The following is a 17,701-nucleotide window of genomic DNA, read 5'->3' on the forward strand; positions in this document are numbered from 1 at the left end:
GCCGCCTGCTGTACAGCCAGGGCAGCCTGGTCGCCGGGACGGCCGCGCTGGCCGTCACCGGCGTGGCCGTGGCGATCCAGCGGATCGTGCAGCCGTCCGAACGCGTGCGATAGACAGTCATCTTCCCGTCACGCGCGTTTCGCCGCGCCGTCTCACCCTTGCCACGCGCCGCCGCAAGGGTGACCGTCGACGAACGTCCACCAAGGAGGCGCGATGCCCACCCGCCGTCAGATTCTCTCCGGCGCCGCCGTCGCGGCCGGGGCCGCCGCGCTGCCCTCCTCGGCCCGGCCCGCCGCGGCCCTGGCCGGCCCGCCGGACGACCTCTTCGCGCTCGGCGTGGCCAGCGGCGACCCGCTGCCCGACGGCGTCGTCCTCTGGACCCGGCTGGTCCGGGCCGGCCTGCGCCGCTCGGTCGAGGTGGAGTGGCAGGTCGCGCGGGACGAGAGCTTCCGCCGGGTGGTGCGGCGGGGCCGCACGGTCGCGCGAGCCGAACTCGCCCACTCGGTGCACGTGGACCCCCGCGGGCTCGACGACGGTCACGAGTACTTCTACCGCTTTCGCGCCCTCGGCCGGATCAGTCCCACCGGGCGTACCCGCACCGCGCCCTCGCGCCACGCCGGCCCGGCCCGGCTCCGCTTCGGCATCGTCAACTGCCAGGACTTCCAGAACGGCTACTGGCCGGCGTACCGGGGACTGGCCGACGAGGATCTCGACCTGGTCGTGCACCTGGGCGACTACATCTACGAGTACGACCCGAGCAGCCGCTTCGCCGACCGCCGGCACACCACTCCGGAGACCCCGGGCCTCGACCAGCTGGTGACGCTGGACGACTACCGGGCCCGCCACGCCCAGTACAAGTCGGACCCGGCCCTGCAGGCCGCGCACGCCGCCTTCCCGTGGGTCGTCACCTGGGACGACCACGAGACCGAGAACAACTACGCCGGCCTGATCGACGAGAGCGACGACACCGGGGCCAAGCTGCAGTCCCGCCTGCTGTTCGCCCGCCAGCGGGCCGCGGCCTACCAGGCCTACTACGAGCACATGCCGATCCGGGCGAACCTGCGGCCGGGCCGGGCCGACCTGCGCATCTTCCGGCGCTTCGACTTCGGCCGGCTGCTGCGGCTCAACGTGCTCGACACCCGGCAGTACCGCACCGACCAGCCCGGCGGCTTCCCGGGCGACTTCGGCCTGGCAACGGCCGGCGAGGGGAACACCGCGGGCACGCTCACCGGCGAGGATCAGGAACGCTGGCTCAAGGCCGGGCTCGACCACTCGCCCGCGCGCTGGAACGTCGTGGCCCAGCAGGTGATGATGAGCCGCATCAAGTTCCCCAACCCGACCGGCGCCCCGGTGCCTCCGGTCGTCGCCAACCTCGACCAGTGGGACGGCTACGGCCCGCAGCGCACCCGCTTCCTGCGGTACCTCGAACAGCGTCGGGTGGCGAACCCGGTCATCCTGGCCGGCGACATCCACTCGACCTGGTTCTCGGAGCTGCGGACCGACTTCGACAGGCCCGAGCTGAAGCCGGTGGCCGTCGAGTTCACCGCCACCTCGGTCAGCTCCGATTTCCCCCTGGCCTTCGACGCGCCGCTCAAGCAGGTCAATCCGACGCTGAACCCGCACGTGCGCTACTTCGACGGCTCGAGGCGCGGCTATCTGCGCTGCCTGGTGACCGGGTCGGCGTGGCACACCGATGTGCGCACGGTCGACACCATCGAGGTGCGGGACGCCCCGGTGAGCACCACGGCGTCGTGGGCTGTCGAGGCGGGGACGTCGACGCTGACCCGATAGGCTCGGCGGAATGCGCACGAAGGAGCAGTTGACCGACGACATCCGCAGCCGGCGCCGGGCCGTGCTGGTGGTCAACACCCACTCCAGGCGGGGCCGGCTGCTGTACGAGAACGCGCGGGCGCGGCTCGCCGAGGCCGGGTTCACGCTGCTCGGCGCCTGCGCGGTCGAGCGGCCGCGCGAGCTCCCGGCCATCCTGGCCGAGGGTCTCGCGCTCGGTCCGGACCTGCTGGTGGCCGGGGGCGGCGACGGCACCATCAGCACGGCCGCGCGGCTGCTGGCGCACCGGGACGTGGCGCTCGGCCTGCTCCCGCTGGGCACCACGAACAACTTCGCCCGCACCGCCCACATCCCGCTCGACCTCGATCAGGCGGTCGAGGTGCTCGTCAAGGGCAAGGTGATCGACCTCGACCTGGGTCTGGCCGGCGACGAGCCGTTCACCAACCACGTGGGGGTCGGGCTCTCGGCCGAGGTCATGATCAAGGCGCCGCGACCGCTCAAGCGGGCCCTCGGCCGGCTGGCCTACCCGCTCACCGCGCTCGGGCTGCTCACCCGGCACGAGCCGCTGCGCATCACGGTCCGGGCGGCCGGCGGCAGCCACGACTTCCGGAGCCACCAGGTCTACGTGGCCAACGGCGGTCACCACGCCGGGCGCCTGATCGCCGGGGACGCCGACGCGGACGACCGGCTCCTGGTGGCGTACCCGGTGGGTGGCCCCTCACGGCGGGAGCTGCTGGTCGAGACCGCGCGCAACGCGGCCAAGGGACCCACGCGCACGCTGCGGGAGGAGCCGTTCCTCGCGGTCGACGAGCTGTGGCTGGAGACCGACCGCCCGGCCCGGGTCGAGGTCGACGGCGAGCCCGCCGGCAGCACCCCGCTGCGCATCGGCCTGGCCGCGAACGCGCTACGGGTGATGGCGCCGGCCGACGCGCCGGACCGCTGAGGCACGGGAGAACGGACGCCCGAAAAAACATTCGTACCCGACTGCACAGAACCGGCCCGGGGAGCGTCGTAGTGGTTGTGACCTTCGAGCAGTTCGCGATGGCCCGGCTTCCCAGTCTCCTGCGTTATGCGGTCGTCCTCACCGGCGACCGCGATCTGGCTCAGGACGTCGTTCAGGAGGTTCTGGCCCGGGCGCAAGTCCGATGGCGGCGGATCAGCGAGGCGGAAGCGCCCGAGGCGTACGTGCGGCGCATGGTGCTCAACGAGTACCTGTCGTGGCGGCGCAGCTGGGCCGTCCGCAACGTGCACGTGGTCGGTGAACGGCTCGTCGAGCTGGACGATGCCCGGGGTGGTGTGCGCGACCACGCCGACGGCGTCGTGATGGCCGACGTCCTCTGGCGGCGCCTGTCGACGCTCGGGCGTAAACAGCGGGCCGTCCTGGTGCTGCGCTACTACGAGCAGCTGGACGACGAGCAGATCGCCGACCTGCTGGGGTGTTCCCCGGCCACGGTTCGCAGCCACGCCTCGAGGGCGCTGAAAACGCTCCGGCTCTCACCGGAGCTCCTGGAACGTATTCCCGCCGAGGAGAAGTCGTGACCGACCGCGAGCAGCTGCGCGAGGCATTCGAGAACCACGAGCACAACACCCCCGACCCGGCCGCCGTCTATGCCCGCGTGCAGGAGCTCTCCCAGAAGTACAAGCGGCGCCGGCGGGGCGCGCAGATCGCCGCCGGCGGTGTCCTCGGCGCCGGTCTGATCGCCGGAGCCATCAACCTGCCCGCGTTCCTGCCCGCGAGCGACGCGGTCAGCAACACGGCTGCCGGGGTGCCGGCCGCGGCTCCGTCCATCAGCCCGGCCAACCCCGAGACCGCCCGCGACGCCCAGTTCGAGGCCTACTACGACGCCGGCTACGGCTACGACGACGCCGGGCGCCTCGCCAAGATCTGGAAGCTCAGCGACGACGACCGGTCGGCGGTCAAGGCCGAGGCCGGCCGGCGCCTGCTCCTCGGCGAGACCCTGCCGATCAAGCCGACGGCCGACAAGCCGGTCCCGGAGGAGACGGTCTCGCCCACGCAGGAGAAGCAGTTCCGCGCCTTCTTCAACGCCGGCTACACCTGGGACGAGGCCGAGCGACTGGCCAAGATCTGGAAGATCGCCGACCCGGCCGACGCCAAGCTCGAGGGCGGCAAGCGCCTCCTGGCCGGCCAGGAGCTGCCGATCAAGCCCAAGGCGGCGAACGTCGAGGCAGCCCTGGAGTCCAAGCGGGCCAACGCGTTCTTCGACGCCGGCTACGAGGTCAGCGACGCCATCAAGCTGGCCAAGATGTGGAACCTCAAGGAGGCCTGGTCGGCCAAGGTCGAGGGCGGAAAGCGGATTCTGGCCGGTCAGTCGCTGCCGATCCAGCCGTGACCGCGAGGTTGCGCCGGCGCATCGGCTTCGAGATCGAGCTGATGGCGCCCCGGGGCGCCAGCCGGCGCAGCCTCGCCGACGACCTGGCCGCCCGCTGCGGCGGCCGGGTCCGCCCGGTCTGGCACCGCGACAGCGAACCGTCGCTGGTGCCCGGTCTGGGCAAGTTCCTCAACCTCACGCTGGGCTTCGCGGTCGACCGGCCGGACGGCAGCCCGCTGTGCACCCTGGTCGACGACATCACCCTGCTCGACGGCCTGGACCCGAGTACGCCGGCCGAGCCCGGCTGGTTCCGGGTGCTCAGCGACGAACCCCGGCTGCTGAGCCTGCTGGCCGAGCAGTGCGACCCGGCCGGGCCGCTCGACACGCTGCTCGACGGGGCCGCCTCGCTGTGGGGCGGCAAACCGGTGCGGATCGACGACGTGTTCCGCCTCGACGATCCCGACGGGGGCACCATCGCGCTGGCCGCGCCGGCCGGGTCCGAGCGCGAGAGACCGTGCGAGATCGTCACGCCGCCGATCGCCGCGGGCCACGACGAGGCTCTCGAGGAGCTGCTCGGCCCGGCCCGGGAGCTCGGCTTCACCGTGCCGGCCGAGGCCGCCGTCCACCTGCACTTCGACGGCGGACCGTTCCGCGGGCCGCTGGCCCTGGCCAACGTGGTGCGCCTGTTCTCCGGGTGGCGTGAGCCGTTGCGGGCGCTGCTGCAGACCAACCCGGCCTGCCGCCGCCTCGCCCCGCTGCCCGGGCCGCTGGTGGCCGCCACCACCGGCCGGCCCGGGTGGGACGACCTGCGTCTCGCCGCCCGCGAGGGCGGGCTCACCAAGTTCTTCGACATCAATCTGACCCAGCTGTTCGCCGAGCGCCCGGTCCGCGACACGGTCGAGGTGCGCATCCTGCCCGGCTCGATCGACGCCGGCGAGATCGTCGACCGCGCCGCGCTGGTCGAGCTGCTGCTTGAGCGCTGCCTGGTCTCCTCGTCGATGCCGGAGCCCGATCCCGACCCGGCCGGCGCCGTGGAGCAGCTCATGCACTTCGCCGCGGAGGCGCTGGCCCGCCGCTGAGGCGGTCAGCTCGCCGGGGAGGCGCCGGTTCGCCGCTGAGGCGGTCGGCAGGCGGTGGCGTGGGGCCGCCGTCAGCCGACCGTCACGGAGGTCTCGGCGGCCAGCCGCAGCGACGCGGCGGCCGCCGGGCCGGGCCGGCCGAACAACCAGCCCTGCCCGCGGTCGCAGCCCAGCGTTCGCAGCAGCTCGGCGTGGTGCGCCGTCTCGACGCCCTCGGCGACCATGGTCAGGCCCAGGCTGCGGGCCAGATCGACCACCGCGCGCACCATCGCGGCCTGCTGGGCGTCGTTGGTGTCGTCGGGCATGAACGATTTGTCGATCTTCAGGATGTCGATCGGCAGGTCCCGCAGGTAGGCCAGCGACGAGTAGCCGGTGCCGAAGTCGTCGATGGCCACCCGCACGCCCTCGGCCCGCAGCTCGGTGAGATGGGCGAGCGCCAGCTCGGCGTGGGCACCCGAGCGCACCAGCACACCCTCGGTGATCTCGATGGTCAGCGCGGTGGGCGGCAGGTCGCTGTCGGCCAGGGCGCGGCGCACGCGGTCGGCGAAACAGGGCTCGGCGAGCTGGCGCGGGGACACGTTGACCGCGATCGTGGTGCCGTACCGGCGATGCCAGGGGGCGGCGTCCGCGCAGGCCCGGCGCAGCACCCACTCGCCCAGCCCCAGGATGAGACCGCTGTCCTCGGCGGCCGGGATGAACTGGTCCGGTCCGACCGGCGGCTGTCCGGGCGGCGTCCACCGCACCAGCGCCTCGAAGCCGACCGAGGCGCCCGAGCGCAACGCGACGATCGGCTGGTAGTGCACGGTGAACTCGCCGGCCTCGAGCGCCTCGCGCAGCCGCTCCACCATGCGGATGCGGTCGGCCTGCTCGCGCCGCAGGTGCGGGTCGAACAGCTCGTGGCGGTCCTTACCGGCCGCCTTGGCCGCGTAGAGGGCCAGGTCGGCGTCGCTGAGCAGCTCGGCGCCGGCCCGCGGCTCGAGCCGGCGGATCCCGACGCTGCCGGTGACGTGCAGCGTGTGCCCGCCGATCGCGACCGGCCGGCGCAGCGTGGTCAGCACGGCGTCGGCGCGGGCCTTGACCTCGGCCGCGCCCGCGGCCGGCAGCAGCATGGCGAACTCGTCGCCGCCCGGGCGGGCCAGCGTCTCGCCCGGCCCGAGGAGCAACCGCAGCCGGTCGGCCACCGCGACCAGCAGCTCGTCGCCGACCGGGTGGCCGAGGCGGTCGTTGACGTCCTTGAAGCCGTCGAGGTCGAGCAGCAGCAGCGCGCCCCGGTTGCCGGCCTCGGCGGCCCGGACGAGCTGCTCCTCGAGCAGGTGGCGGTGGGGCAGGCCGGTGAGCCCGTCGTGCAGCGCCATCTGCCGCATCGACTCCTGCAGGGCGGCCTGCTCGGCCAGCGACCGGCACAGCGTCTGCGCCTGCCTCTCGGCCAGCCGGGTGGCCAGCGCCGTCCGGACCACCAGGAGCACGGCGACCACGGCGGTCAGGGCGAGCGGCACGGAGAGATCGCGGAGGTGGAACTCCTGCAGCTGCCGGTCGCGGTGGACGGCGTACGCGGTGGCGATCGGGCCGACCAGCACGAGCACGACGTGCAACGCCAGGATCCGCCCGGTGCTCACCGTGGCGTCCGGGGCGGGGCCGGACCGGGCGGCGCCCGGGTGCAGGGCGGCGGCGCCGATCAGCGCGTACGCCCCGATGTAGGCGCCCACGCTCAGGGTGAGCGCACCCTCGAGGGCCTCGCCCATGCTGACCTGCAGGAAGTACCGCACGTCGGAGACGGCCAGCAGGGCCACGGCGGCGAGCACCATCAGGTGCGGGCGGGACAACCTCGCCTGGACGACCAGCAGGCGGATCGCCAGGCCGGTCACCAGGGCGTCGAGGAACGGGTAGGCGATGACGGCCGGGTTGGTCAGCGGCAGGTCACGGTCGACGACGTGCGGGTCGAACAGCAGCACCCAGGCCAGGACGGTGCCCGTGCACAGGACGATGCCGGTCTCGGTGATGCCGGCCCAGCGCGACGTGCCGGAGCGCTCCGCGAGCAGCCCGAGCCCGCCCGCGAGGGCCGGATAGGAGGCGAGGACGAGCGCGTCGTAGAGGGTGACGTGCGGCAGCACGGTCGCGTCCGGGAACAGCGCCCAGGTCGTCGCGGCGACGGCGCCCAGCCCCGCGGCCGTGGCGAGCAGGCCCCACGCCGCCGGCCGGGCCGGGTGGTTCACCCGCACGCCGAGGACCACCGCGGTCACCGCTGCGGCCCCGGTCAGGCCGTAGAGCAGCAGTTCGCCCCTCATGCCGGGCAGGGGGGCGACGAGCAGCAGCAGGAGCGTGGCGGCGAGCAGCCACCACGCCCACCACCGGCGCCGGGCGGCGGTCAGGGGCGCGTGGCGGAGGGCACGCGGAGTCATCGCGTCCCTCCCTTCGTGCCGTCGAGCCGCCGATCCGGCGCGTAACCCGTCATAAGCCCCATCGGCAGGGCGCGGCCGTCCTCAAGCCATCCGGTAAGTTCTCGTCGCGTGGCTGACCTCGACGACGCGCGACCGCCCGCGGACACCGTCCCGCTGGACTACTTCACCGGGCTCTACCTGGCCAAGGACGATCCCTGGGATCTGGCCACCAAGTGGCACGACCAGCGTAAGTACGCGGTCACGGTGGCCAGCCTGCCGCGCGAGCACTACCGCAGCTGTTACGAGCCGGGCGCCTCGATCGGCCTGCTCACCCGGATGCTCGCGGCGCGCTGCGACGAGGTGCTGGCTGTCGACTCGGTCGACGCGGCCGTCGAGCAGGCCCGCGAGACGGTCGAGGACCTTCCCCACGTACGGGTCGAGCGGGCCGACCTGCCGGCCGAGCTGCCCGCCGCGACCTTCGATCTGATCGTCGTCGGCGACCTGCTCTACTACTTCGACGAGGCCGACCTGAACGCCACGCTGGACGGGCTGGTGCAGTGCCTGGAGCCCGGCGGCGACATCGTCGGCGTGCATTTCCGCAACCGGGGCGACGGCGGCCACTACGACGGCTTCCAGGTGCACGAGGCGCTGGCCGCGCGCCCGGGTCTCGAGCGGGTCGTCCACCACGAGGACGAGTGGTTCCTGCTCGACGTGTTCCGGCGCACAGTGCCGGTGTAAGGACCGCGGAGTACGTTCGGTCCATGGTGACCGCGCTCTCGATCCTCGACCTCGCCCCGATCAGCAGCGGGCAGACCGCCCGCGAAAGCTTCGAGGCCAGCGTCGCGCTGGCCCGCGCGGCCGAGCGGTCGGGCTACGAACGGGTCTGGTATGCCGAGCACCACAACATGCCCAGCATCGCGTCGTCGGCGACCAGCGTCGTCATCGGTTACGTGGCCGCACACACCGAGCGCATCCGGCTGGGCTCCGGCGGCGTCATGCTGCCCAACCACTCGCCGCTGGTGATCGCCGAGCAGTTCGGCACCCTGGCCACCCTCTATCCCGGTCGCATCGATCTGGGGCTGGGCCGCGCGCCGGGCACCGACCAGAACACGATGCTGGCCCTGCGCCGCGACAACGGTTCGGCCGACACGTTTCCGCAGGACGTGCTCGAGCTCGACGGCTACCTCACCGGCCGCACCCGGGTGCCGGGGGTGCAGGCGGTGCCGACGCCGGACGGGCCGGTGCCGCTCTACATCCTCGGGTCGTCGCTGTTCGGCGCCCAGCTCGCCGCCCAGCTCGGCCTGCCGTACGCCTTCGCCTCCCACTTCGCCCCGGACGCGCTGCACCAGGCCGTCGCCGTCTATCGCGAGACGTTCAAGCCCTCGGCCCAGCTGGCCGAGCCGTACGTCATCGCCGGGGTCAACGTCTTCGCGGCCGACGACACGGCGACGGCGGAGGACCAGCGGACCCGGGCCTACCGGGCCCGCACCCGGGCCATGGTCACGCGGGGCGGGCGCGGCGGCAACTTCACCGACGCCGAGATCGACGCCTTCCTGGCCTCGCCGGCGGGCGCGGGCCTGGCCGGCATGACGCGGTACACGGCCGTCGGCACGCCCGAGGAGGTCCGCGAGTACCTTCTCAAGTTCGCCGAGGAGGCGAACGCCGACGAGCTCATCACCGCGCACCACGCGTCGGCAGTGGCGGATCGTCTGCGCTCGGTCGAACTCACCGGCGACATCATGCTGGCATCGAAATAGCTCGAAGCGTTATCGGATCCGCGGTGGGGCGGCGTGTTCAGCGTCACTCGGTGCGTTTTGTTTCATTCACCGAAACTCTACGTCACCAATGCCCGGTGAATGTGACGCCGGTCGCCGTATAATTCGGTCAACTATGTACGATCGTGACAGTGCTCCAGGCCACTGAGCTGCTGGCCCGCACCCAGCGTGGTGGGGCGGGCCGTCACTCCGCGCCTTTTCCGCTTAAGATCCTTTGAATTCGGAGAATGCATCCGAGCGGACGTGGCCGAGGGGTGAGACGTAGTTATGGTCGACCGACCGATCCGTGAGTGGAACGGCCTGACCATTCCCGACGCGGGTGTGTACAAATTGGACGACGCCCACAAGCGGCTCGGCTTTCTCGCCCAGCACATGATGGTCAGTCCGGTGCGCGGCGAATTCGCGCGGGGCAACGCCACCATCGTCGTGGCCGAGGACCCGATGCGCTCGTCGGTCACGGCCACGATCGACACCACCAGCCTCACCACGCACAACGCCGACCGGGACACCCACCTGTCCGGCGCCGACTTCCTCGACGTCCAGCGCTATCCGGTGATCTCGTACCGCAGCACCGGCGTCCAGTGGCACCAGAACAACGACGAGATCTTCCTCTGGGCCCGGCTGCGCAACAACCCGCTGTCGCGCCGGCCCAACGCGGCGGCCGTGCCGGCGGCCCGGCCCAGCGGCCGGTTCGTCGTCAACGGACTGCTGACGATCAAGGACGTGACCCGGCCGATCGACCTGAACGTCGAGTACGGCGGAGCGCGCCGGGATCCGTACGGCCGCGACATCTTCGGGTTCAGCGCGACGGCCGACTTCGAGCGCGAGGAATTCGGGCTGGTGTGGAACGTGCTGCTGGACAGCGGTGGCTTCCTGGTCGGCAAGAGCGTCCGCATCGAGATCGCCGGCGAGGCCATCCTCGAGACGGCCTGAGGCCCGCCCCGATCACCCGAGGCTGAGCCGGCCCCCAAGGCTGAGCCGGCCCCCAAGGCTGAGCCGGCCCCCAAGGCTGAGCCGGCCCCCAAGGCTGAGCCGGCTCAGCCGAAGCTGCGCCGGTAGGACTGCGGGCTGGTGCCGACGACCCGCTTGAAGCGGTCGCGGAACGCGGTGGGGGAGCCGAAGCCCACCTGGGAGCCGATCCGGTCGACCGGGTGCGCGGTCGTCTCCAGCAGGTGCTGGGCCCGGCGGATGCGCGCCCGGTGGAGCCACTGCAGCGGTGTGGTGCCGGTCTGCTCGCGGAAGCGCCGGTTGAGCGTGCGGGTGCTCAGGCCGGCCCGGGCCGCGATCGCCTCGAGGGTCAGGTCGTGGCCGGCGTTGTCCTCGAGCCAGAGCAGCAACGGCTCCAGCTCGGAGCCGCGCGGCGCCGGGGGCTGCTCGGTCACGATGAACTGGGCCTGGCCGCCCTCGCGCTCCAGCGGCATCACCGACAGGCGGGCGGCCTGCGCGGCCACCGCCGACCCGTGGTCGCGGCGCACCAGATGCAGGCACAGGTCGAGGCCGGCGGCCGCGCCGGCCGAGGTGAGGAACTGGCCCTCGTCGACGTAGAGCACGCCCGGGTCGAGCTCGATCGCCGGGAACCGGGCGCGGAAGTCGTCCGCGGCCAGCCAGTGCGTGGTGGCGCGCCGGCCGTCGAGCAGCCCGGTCGCGGCCAGGACGAAGGCGCCGGCGCAGATCGAGGCTATCCGGGCCCCTCGCCGCGCCGCCGTCCGGAGCGCGGCCAGCACCTCGGGTGGCACCGGGCGGCTGACGTCGTGGCAGCCGGGCAGCATGATCGTGCCGGCCGTCGCGAGCGCTTCCAGGCCGTGCTCGGCGCGCACGGTGAAGGCGCGGGCGCCGACCTCGGGCGCCGGGGCGCACACCCGTACGTCGTAGGGGCGGGAGCCGTCGGCCAGCCGGATCCGGTCGAAGACCTCGAGCGGGGTGGCGAGGTCGAAGGCGACGACATTCTCGAGCGCGAGGACGGCGACCTGATGCATCGGGCGAGTCTATGGCGAGAATCCGTTGGACTGTGGCATTCGAGCCACTTCCTGATCCCGGCCGGGCCCCATACGGTCGGTCATCGTGACAAAAGTGCTTCTCTCCCTGCATGTTCTCGCCGCCATCGTGGCGATCGGGCCGGTCACGGTGGCGGCCAGCATGTTCCCGGCCGCCGTCCGCCGCGGTGACCTCGATCAGATGCGGACCCTGCACCGCATCTGCCGGGTGTACGCGGTCGTCGGCCTGACCGTCCCGGTCCTCGGGCTGGCCACCGGCGCGTCGCTGGGCGTGCTGACCGACGCCTGGCTGCTCGTCTCGATCGTGCTGACCGTGCTGGCCGCGGTCGTCTTGGCGTACGCGGTCCTGCCCACCCAGGCCTCGGCGCTGTGGTCGCAGGACCCGGTCGACGCCGGGCGGCTCGGCATGGTGTCGGGCGTCTTCAACCTGCTGTGGGCCACGGTCGTCGTGCTGATGATCGTGCGCCCGGGATCGACGACGGGAGCGTGACCGCGATGTCGATGCTCCGCGCCGCCGCCCGCGTCGAGCTGCTCTCGCTGCTGGTCCTGCTGGGCAACCTGGCCACCGTGCACGTGCCCTGGGTGGCCACCCTGCTCGGGCCGCTGCACGGCTGCGCCTACCTGGTCGTCATCGGGGCCACCCTGGCGGTGACGGGCCGCGGCCGGGCCCGCCTGCTGGCCGTCGTGCCCGGGATCGGGGGGCTGCTGGTGCTCCGGGTGCTGCACGGCCGGGCGGAGCCGGCCGTCCGCGCCGGTGACGCGTAACGCAGGCCCGTGTCGCGGCCCGGCCGATTCCTCAAGGCCGGGCCCGCGATGTCGATACGGAGCACCATGGGCCGCCGGGGCCCGTATCGACCGGAGGGGAGGCCCGCGTGGCCGACTCCGCACCCGTCGTGGGCCGGCTGCGCCGTGACCCCCTCCTGCTCGGCTTCGCCGGCTGGGGCGCCCTGGCCGCGATCCTCTTCTTCGCCCTCGACGGGCACACCGCCTGGCAGGTACGGGTGTTCTGGGCCTTCCAGCCGCCGATGGACCTGTTCCTGGCGTTCTGCTCGTGGCGGGTGGCCAGGCTGGCGACCGGGGCGATCCGGCGGTTCTGGCTGGTCATGGTCTCGGTCGGTGTGCTCTTCACGGTCGGGGACACCGTCCAGACCGTGCTGAGCTTCACCCCGGGGGCGTGGACGACCACCGGCGGCGCGGTGCAGACGGTCTGCTTCGGCATCGGGCTGACCGCGGTGGTGGCGGCCATGCTCGCCCACCCGCACCCGACCCGGACGGGCCGGGAACGCCTCGGCTTCTGGCTCGACTCGGCGACCGTCCTGGCCGCCGGCGGGGTGGTCGCCTGGTGCCTGCTGGCGACGCCGGCCGGCTATTCGCGGCCGCAGTTGCTCGCCGTCATCGCGGCCACCGGGGTCAGCATCACCGCGGCGTTCGCGGCCATCAAGATGATCCTCAGCGGCAACGCGCCGATGCATAAGGCGGCCGCGGTGCCGATGGTGCTCTCGGCCGTCGTGATGAGCATCGGCCTGGTCCTCGCCCCGGGCTCGGCGGTCGCGGTGCCCGCGGTGGTCTACCTCGTCCGCTTCCTGCCGACCCTGCTGATCAACTGCGGGCCGCGGATCCAGCTCTTCCTGGCCAGCCGCGACCGGACGACCGCCTTCAGCCAGCGCCGGCGCAAGCCTTACAGCCTGCTGCCGTACGGGGCCATGGTCGTCGCCTTCGGGGCGCTGATCGCGGTGCTGCCCGGCGGCGTGAACACGCGTCTCTGGGGTGTGGTGGCGGGCCTGGTGCTGATCTGCGCGCTCGTCGCGGCCCGTCAGCTGGTCGCCTTCCAGGACAACACCGCGCTGATCGACCAGTTGCGCGAGCACGAGATCCGGTTGCGGCAGCAGGCCCACTTCGACGGCCTGACCGGGCTGGCCAACCGCACGCACTTCCACGAGCAGGTCGCCCGTGCGCTGGAGTCGCCGGCCGGCGGTGTGTCGGTGCTGCTGGTCGACCTGGACGGCTTCAAGACCGTGAACGACACCATGGGCCACGCGGCCGGCGACACGCTGCTGATGGCCGTGGCCGACCGCCTGCGCGGCGCGATCCGCACGGGCGACGTGGTCGCCCGCCTGGGTGGCGACGAGTTCGCCGTGCTGCTGTCGTCGTGCCCGGCCGGCGAAGCCACGCAGACGGCCGAACGCATCCTCGCCGCCCTGACCGTGCCGGAACAGATCGACGGCGTGCCGGTGCGGGCCGCGGCCAGCATCGGTGTCGCCGCGGCCACGCCCGGCACCGACGTGGGACTGCTGCTGCGCCAGGCCGACCTGGCCATGTACGCCGCCAAGCGCCAGGGCAAGGGCACCTGGCTGCGGCACGCCCCGGACATGAGCCACGCGGTCCGCTGAACGCCCGGCCGGCCTACTTCTCGTTCAGGTCGGTCAGCGGCGTGGGCTGGCTGATGTTCGCCGGCGCGTTCCACTTCTGCAGCTCGGACGTGTTGCAGGTGGACACCTTGACCTTGCTGGTGCCGTCGCCGTGGAAGTCGTTGGCCACGGTGCTGCTCTGATTGGTGGGCTGCAGGCAGTTGCCCTTGTAGTCCTTGATCCGGTAGCTCGTGCCGTAGTCGCCGGTGTCGTGATAGACGGTCCAGGTCAGTTCCTGCTGAGTCTGGACCGCGACTGTGGGACAGTTCACGACCGTCACCCAGGAGGTCGCGTTGACGATGCCGGGCGACTTCAGGCAGTAGTTGTTGGTGGGCGTGCCGTTCTTGCTGTTGCTGGTGGCGTTGGTGTTGTTGACGATGATCGGACCGGTGGCGGTGATGGCGGGGAACACCGGCGTGGGGTGGACCCACTGCTGGTTGAAGTCGACGACACCGCCGGGGTCCTGCTTGCAGAACCAGGCGATCATGTAGGTCGCGTTCATCGACTTGCCCGTGACGTCGAGGCACCGGCTGAACTGGGCGTAGTTCACCAGCTGGTTGGTGCTGTCACCGGCCATGCCCGCGCCGACACCGGTGGCCGACCGCCAGATGACGGTCGAGGTGTTGCCCGAGCAGCCGCCCAGCACCACGCTGCGGTTGGCCGTCGATCCGGGGGCCGCGACGTTGACGCACGAACCGCCCTCCGCCTTGCTCGTGGTGCTGGTGGAGTGGAACTGCGAGCTGCCGTCCAGGCTCCACTGGAACGTCGTGGTGCGCACGGCCGGGCAGGGCCGGAAGACCAGGGGGTTGCCTGCCTTGTGGGTCTCACCGGCGTACAGGCACATGCCCGACGGCGCGTCGGACGAGTCCGAGTTGATCAGCTTGAGGTACAGGTCGGCGGTGTAGCCGAACTGCTGGCGGCTGCTCCCGTCGCACGGCGCCATGAGGACCGGGTCGTCGATCTTCGGGGTCTTGCTGGACGCGGAGTCCATGCATTGGTTGCCCAGCGTCGAGGCGGCGATCCGGATCTGGCCGCCCGGGATGTTCGTGTTGCTGGTCGAGAAGACGTACGTGGCGGTCAGGGTGCGCCGGGTCGAGCCGCCGACCCCGACCGAGGTGACGATCGCGGTGGTGGGCACGTCGGTGGCCGGGCACGGCATGTCCAGGCCGTCCTGGTCGCGGTACGTGAGAGTCACCGTGTACGCGAGCCGTTCGCCCGCCGCCTTCGTCCCGGCGTCGCCGGTCAGCGTGCACGGCGGCAGGTTCTCCAGGTAGCCGCTCTGGTCGTCCTGGTCGGCGGCGGCGCGGACGCGGGCCATCATCACGTCCATGCCGGCCTGGGCGGCGTTGAGCGCGAGGTTGCGTTCGGTGAGGTTCTGGGTGGTCTTGATCTGCCGGAGGACCAGCGGGACCAGGAGCGCCGACAACGACAACACCACCGTGACGACCAGCATCGCCATCGGCATCGAGCCTCGCTCGTCCCGGCGGAGACGCGGAAACGTCATGACGTGGGCCTCGCCTTGCTGCAGTCGTTCTCGGTCAGCTTGCCGTTGTCCGCGTAGACGTTGCTGGCGTTGGTGTTCTGGGCCGTGAACAGCACGTCGAACGGCAGGCTGGTGGTGCCCACCTTCCCGGTGAACCGGAGCCGGATCTGGTTGTGCGCGACCTGGTAGTCGCTGCCCACACCGGCGGTTCCCGGGCTGGCCGACGCGTACGGAAGCGTGTTGGCCAGGTAGACGGTGAACGGCGGGACGGAACCGGTCTGGGCGAGGTTGGTGCCGATCGTCGTCGGGGTGCCGGGCGTGGTGCCCGGCAGGGTCCAGCTCGCCGTGGTCAGCACGCCGTCGCGGAAGACGAGCTGCCGGCAACCGGCCGAGTTGGCGTACTCGAGATACCAGCCGGTGCCCACCTGCCCGGGCACGGAGACCCAGTTGGCGTAGCGCAGCTCCTTGTCGAGCCGCCGGAAGCTGGTGGTGAGCTGCTCCCGGGCGACGCTGAGGGTGTCGGCCCGGTTGACGGTGGAGTAGACCTGTACGAGCCCGCTCAGGACGATCACCAGCACGACCGACATCAGACCCATGCCGACCAGCAGCTCGATCAGGGTGACCCCACGATCGTCGCGGCCGACCGGCCCGCGGTCCCGGTTGTCCTCGTCGATCATGTGACGGTCCAGAGCAGGGTGAGGACGGTGGCGGCGGTCACCGTGGTGGCGGTCGCGGTGACCGTGTAGACGCCTGCGGTGGTCGGTGTCCCGGCGATGACGCCGGTCAGCGCGTTGAACGTCAACCCGGGCGGCAGCCCGGTCACCGTCGTCACCGGGTTGAGCCCCAGCAGCGCCCCGTTGGTGGCCAGCGTCAGCGACGCCGGGGTGCCGCGGACGGTCGTCTGATCGGGCGCGGCCAGCGCGGGCGCCGTGAAGATCAGCGAGTTGGTGCTGTTGACGACGAGCACGATGCGCTGGCTCGCGGTGCCACCGCTGCCCGCCAGGCCGTCGGTCACGGTGAACGTGGGCAGGAACCGGCCGGTGACGGTGACCTTGTCGTTGACGGCGCCGGTCTTGGCGTTGATCGTCACGCCGGCAGGCAGGCCGGTGGCGCTGTAGGTGTAGTTGCCGTCACCGCCCGCGCCGGCCGCCTGCAGGACCAGCTTCCCGTTCAGGTTGATGGCCTGGTCGGCCAGCGGGCCCAGCGTGACGGCGGGGATGACCACGTGGGTGTAGGTGCCGACCCCGGCGATGCCGTTCTGGTCGGTGGCGGTGACGGTCGAGACGTACGTGCCGGGGGTGGTGACGGTTCCGGTGATCGCCCCCGTGTTGGCGTTCACGGTCAGCCCGGGGGCCAGGGTGGAGGCGCCGGAGGGTGTGGTGGCGCTGTAGACGTACGGACCGACCCCGTTGGCGGCGGTGGCCTTCAGGCTGACCGCCTCGCCGGCGTGGTTGGTGGCGTTGCCGGGCATCGCCACGGTCGGCGGCAGCACCACCGTGAACGTGATCGGCTCGGTGTCGCTGCGGTTCAGCTTGTCGGTGACCGTCGTGGTGGTCGGGGTCAGGCCGGCCGTCGTGGGCGTCCCGTTGATCAGGCCGCCCGGGGTCATCGACAGGCCGGCCGGCAGGGCGCCGACGGTCCAGGTGTTGGGCAGCTGCCCGCCGCGGGCCTCCAGCTGCGAGGCGGCCAGGATGCCCCGGTAGAAGGTGAGCGACTTGGTGAGGACGGTCGGCGACGGCCGGTGCAGGTCGAAGTTGGGATCCGGGGCCCGCGAGACCAGCGTCGAGGTGACGTAGGTGCAGGAGCCCGGCGGGTTTCCCGGGGTGTCGGGACAGCTCTTGTCCGGCCAGCTGACCAGCACGACCGCGCGGAAGAACTTCAGGATCTTCGTCTTGTCGGCCGGCTCCGCGCCCGGGCCCAGCGGATAGACGCAGTCGCCGGCGCCGGCGCCGGTCAGATAGACCTCGCACGCCCCGACGTAGATGATCCGGGTGTAGGGGATGCCCTCGACGGTGAGGACCTGGGGCGACGTCGAGATCGGGGCGTCGGCGCCCTCGGCCGGTCCCACGGCGCTGTCCAGGTCCCGCCCGACCTGCATCGTCGCCAGGTAGGGCTGGACCACGGCGGGCGCGGCGGCGAACTGCGCCTCGCCGGCCTGCTGGCCGTGCCCGGTCAGCAGCGAACTGCCCTTGAGCCCGCGGACCTGCTCCATCGCGGTGCCGGCGAGCTGGATCGCGGCCTGCCGGGCGCGCTGCTTGTTGACGTTGCTCAGGCTGCCGACGAAGAACGGGGTGCTGGCCAGCAGGGTGATGGACAGGATGGCCAGCGCGACGAGGATCTCGACGAGGGTGAAGCCCTCCTCATCGGCGCCGCCCGAGGCACTGTCCCGCATACGTTCCTTCCGGCCGGCTGGTCCGGCAGGGCAGACCGCCCGGACCCGTCATCCACTTCTCCTCATCCGGATCA

The 17,701-nt window shown here is 72.1% G+C and carries 16 protein-coding genes; 11 read left to right on the forward strand and 5 right to left on the reverse strand.

Annotated features, from left to right (window positions below; all coding sequences use genetic code 11):
- Positions 1 to 213 precede the first annotated feature (213 nt).
- The 5 genes from HJC40_RS37815 to HJC40_RS37835 all read left to right on the forward strand — a co-directional run bounded on the left by HJC40_RS37815 (position 214) and on the right by HJC40_RS37835 (position 5,197).
- Positions 214 to 1,791: an alkaline phosphatase gene (locus tag HJC40_RS37815; protein WP_250008347.1), complete on the forward strand. Its 1,578-nt coding sequence runs from the start codon at positions 214 to 216 to the stop codon at positions 1,789 to 1,791.
- Positions 1,792 to 1,801: 10 nt separating this feature from the next.
- Positions 1,802 to 2,731 (forward strand): diacylglycerol kinase family protein, encoded by a 930-nt coding sequence (locus HJC40_RS37820; protein WP_250008348.1) that lies wholly within the window; start codon positions 1,802 to 1,804, stop codon positions 2,729 to 2,731.
- Positions 2,732 to 2,808: 77 nt separating this feature from the next.
- Positions 2,809 to 3,327, forward strand: a complete 519-nt coding sequence (locus HJC40_RS37825; RefSeq protein ID WP_250008454.1) for a SigE family RNA polymerase sigma factor — start codon at positions 2,809 to 2,811, stop codon at positions 3,325 to 3,327.
- Positions 3,324 to 4,139, forward strand: a complete 816-nt coding sequence (locus HJC40_RS37830) for a hypothetical protein (RefSeq protein WP_250008349.1) — start codon at positions 3,324 to 3,326, stop codon at positions 4,137 to 4,139. The genes HJC40_RS37825 and HJC40_RS37830 overlap by 4 nt, the downstream gene beginning before the upstream one ends.
- A complete protein-coding gene (locus HJC40_RS37835; RefSeq protein ID WP_250008351.1) occupies positions 4,136 to 5,197 on the forward strand; it encodes an amidoligase family protein in 1,062 nt (353 codons plus the stop codon). Before HJC40_RS37830 ends, HJC40_RS37835 begins: the two co-directional genes overlap by 4 nt.
- Positions 5,198 to 5,268: 71 nt before the next feature.
- Here HJC40_RS37835 and HJC40_RS37840 read toward each other — a convergent pair whose 3' ends face one another.
- A complete protein-coding gene (locus HJC40_RS37840) occupies positions 5,269 to 7,596 on the reverse strand; it encodes a bifunctional diguanylate cyclase/phosphodiesterase (protein WP_250008352.1) in 2,328 nt (775 codons plus the stop codon).
- A 108-nt stretch (positions 7,597 to 7,704) separates the two neighbouring features.
- Between HJC40_RS37840 and HJC40_RS37845 the strand changes: the two genes are divergently transcribed.
- The 3 genes from HJC40_RS37845 (at position 7,705) to HJC40_RS37855 (ending at position 10,283) form a co-directional block, all read left to right on the forward strand.
- On the forward strand, positions 7,705 to 8,313 hold the full coding sequence (locus tag HJC40_RS37845) for a trans-aconitate 2-methyltransferase (RefSeq protein WP_250008354.1): 609 nt from the start codon (positions 7,705 to 7,707) through the stop codon (positions 8,311 to 8,313).
- A gap of 23 nt (positions 8,314 to 8,336) precedes the next feature.
- The gene (locus HJC40_RS37850) at positions 8,337 to 9,332 is read left to right on the forward strand and encodes an LLM class flavin-dependent oxidoreductase (RefSeq protein WP_250008355.1); all 996 of its coding nucleotides are present in this window, start codon (positions 8,337 to 8,339) and stop codon (positions 9,330 to 9,332) included.
- Between the two features lie 285 nt (positions 9,333 to 9,617).
- Positions 9,618 to 10,283: a YceI family protein gene (locus HJC40_RS37855; RefSeq protein ID WP_250008356.1), complete on the forward strand. Its 666-nt coding sequence runs from the start codon at positions 9,618 to 9,620 to the stop codon at positions 10,281 to 10,283.
- Between the two features lie 104 nt (positions 10,284 to 10,387).
- Here the strand turns inward: HJC40_RS37855 and HJC40_RS37860 are convergent, their stop codons facing one another.
- Positions 10,388 to 11,326: a GlxA family transcriptional regulator gene (locus tag HJC40_RS37860; RefSeq protein WP_250008357.1), complete on the reverse strand. Its 939-nt coding sequence runs from the start codon at positions 11,324 to 11,326 to the stop codon at positions 10,388 to 10,390.
- An 85-nt stretch (positions 11,327 to 11,411) separates the two neighbouring features.
- On the opposite strand from HJC40_RS37860, the gene HJC40_RS37865 reads away from it, so the two are divergent.
- The 3 genes from HJC40_RS37865 to HJC40_RS37875 all read left to right on the forward strand — a co-directional run bounded on the left by HJC40_RS37865 (position 11,412) and on the right by HJC40_RS37875 (position 13,734).
- Positions 11,412 to 11,834 (forward strand): hypothetical protein, encoded by a 423-nt coding sequence (locus HJC40_RS37865; protein WP_250008358.1) that lies wholly within the window; start codon positions 11,412 to 11,414, stop codon positions 11,832 to 11,834.
- Between the two features lie 5 nt (positions 11,835 to 11,839).
- Positions 11,840 to 12,109 carry a DUF3817 domain-containing protein gene (locus HJC40_RS37870; RefSeq protein ID WP_250008359.1) on the forward strand — a complete coding sequence of 90 codons (270 nt, stop codon included), beginning with the start codon at positions 11,840 to 11,842 and terminating at the stop codon, positions 12,107 to 12,109.
- Positions 12,110 to 12,216: 107 nt separating this feature from the next.
- Positions 12,217 to 13,734, forward strand: a complete 1,518-nt coding sequence (locus tag HJC40_RS37875; RefSeq protein WP_250008360.1) for a diguanylate cyclase domain-containing protein — start codon at positions 12,217 to 12,219, stop codon at positions 13,732 to 13,734.
- 13 nt (positions 13,735 to 13,747) lie between these two features.
- Here HJC40_RS37875 and HJC40_RS37880 read toward each other — a convergent pair whose 3' ends face one another.
- The 3 genes from HJC40_RS37880 to HJC40_RS37890 are packed head-to-tail and all read right to left on the reverse strand — an operon-like array spanning position 13,748 to position 17,627.
- Entirely contained in the window at positions 13,748 to 15,256 is a 1,509-nt protein-coding gene (locus tag HJC40_RS37880; RefSeq protein ID WP_250008361.1) for a ricin-type beta-trefoil lectin domain protein, read from the reverse strand.
- Positions 15,253 to 15,912, reverse strand: coding sequence for a type II secretion system protein J (locus HJC40_RS37885; protein WP_250008362.1), 660 nt, complete (start codon positions 15,910 to 15,912; stop codon positions 15,253 to 15,255). The genes HJC40_RS37880 and HJC40_RS37885 overlap by 4 nt, the downstream gene beginning before the upstream one ends.
- The gene (locus HJC40_RS37890; RefSeq protein WP_250008363.1) at positions 15,909 to 17,627 is read right to left on the reverse strand and encodes a putative Ig domain-containing protein; all 1,719 of its coding nucleotides are present in this window, start codon (positions 17,625 to 17,627) and stop codon (positions 15,909 to 15,911) included. The genes HJC40_RS37885 and HJC40_RS37890 overlap by 4 nt, the downstream gene beginning before the upstream one ends.
- Positions 17,628 to 17,701: the final 74 nt, after the last annotated feature.

This window comes from Actinoplanes sp. M2I2, assembly GCF_023544445.1.
GTDB lineage: Bacteria > Actinomycetota > Actinomycetes > Mycobacteriales > Micromonosporaceae > Actinoplanes.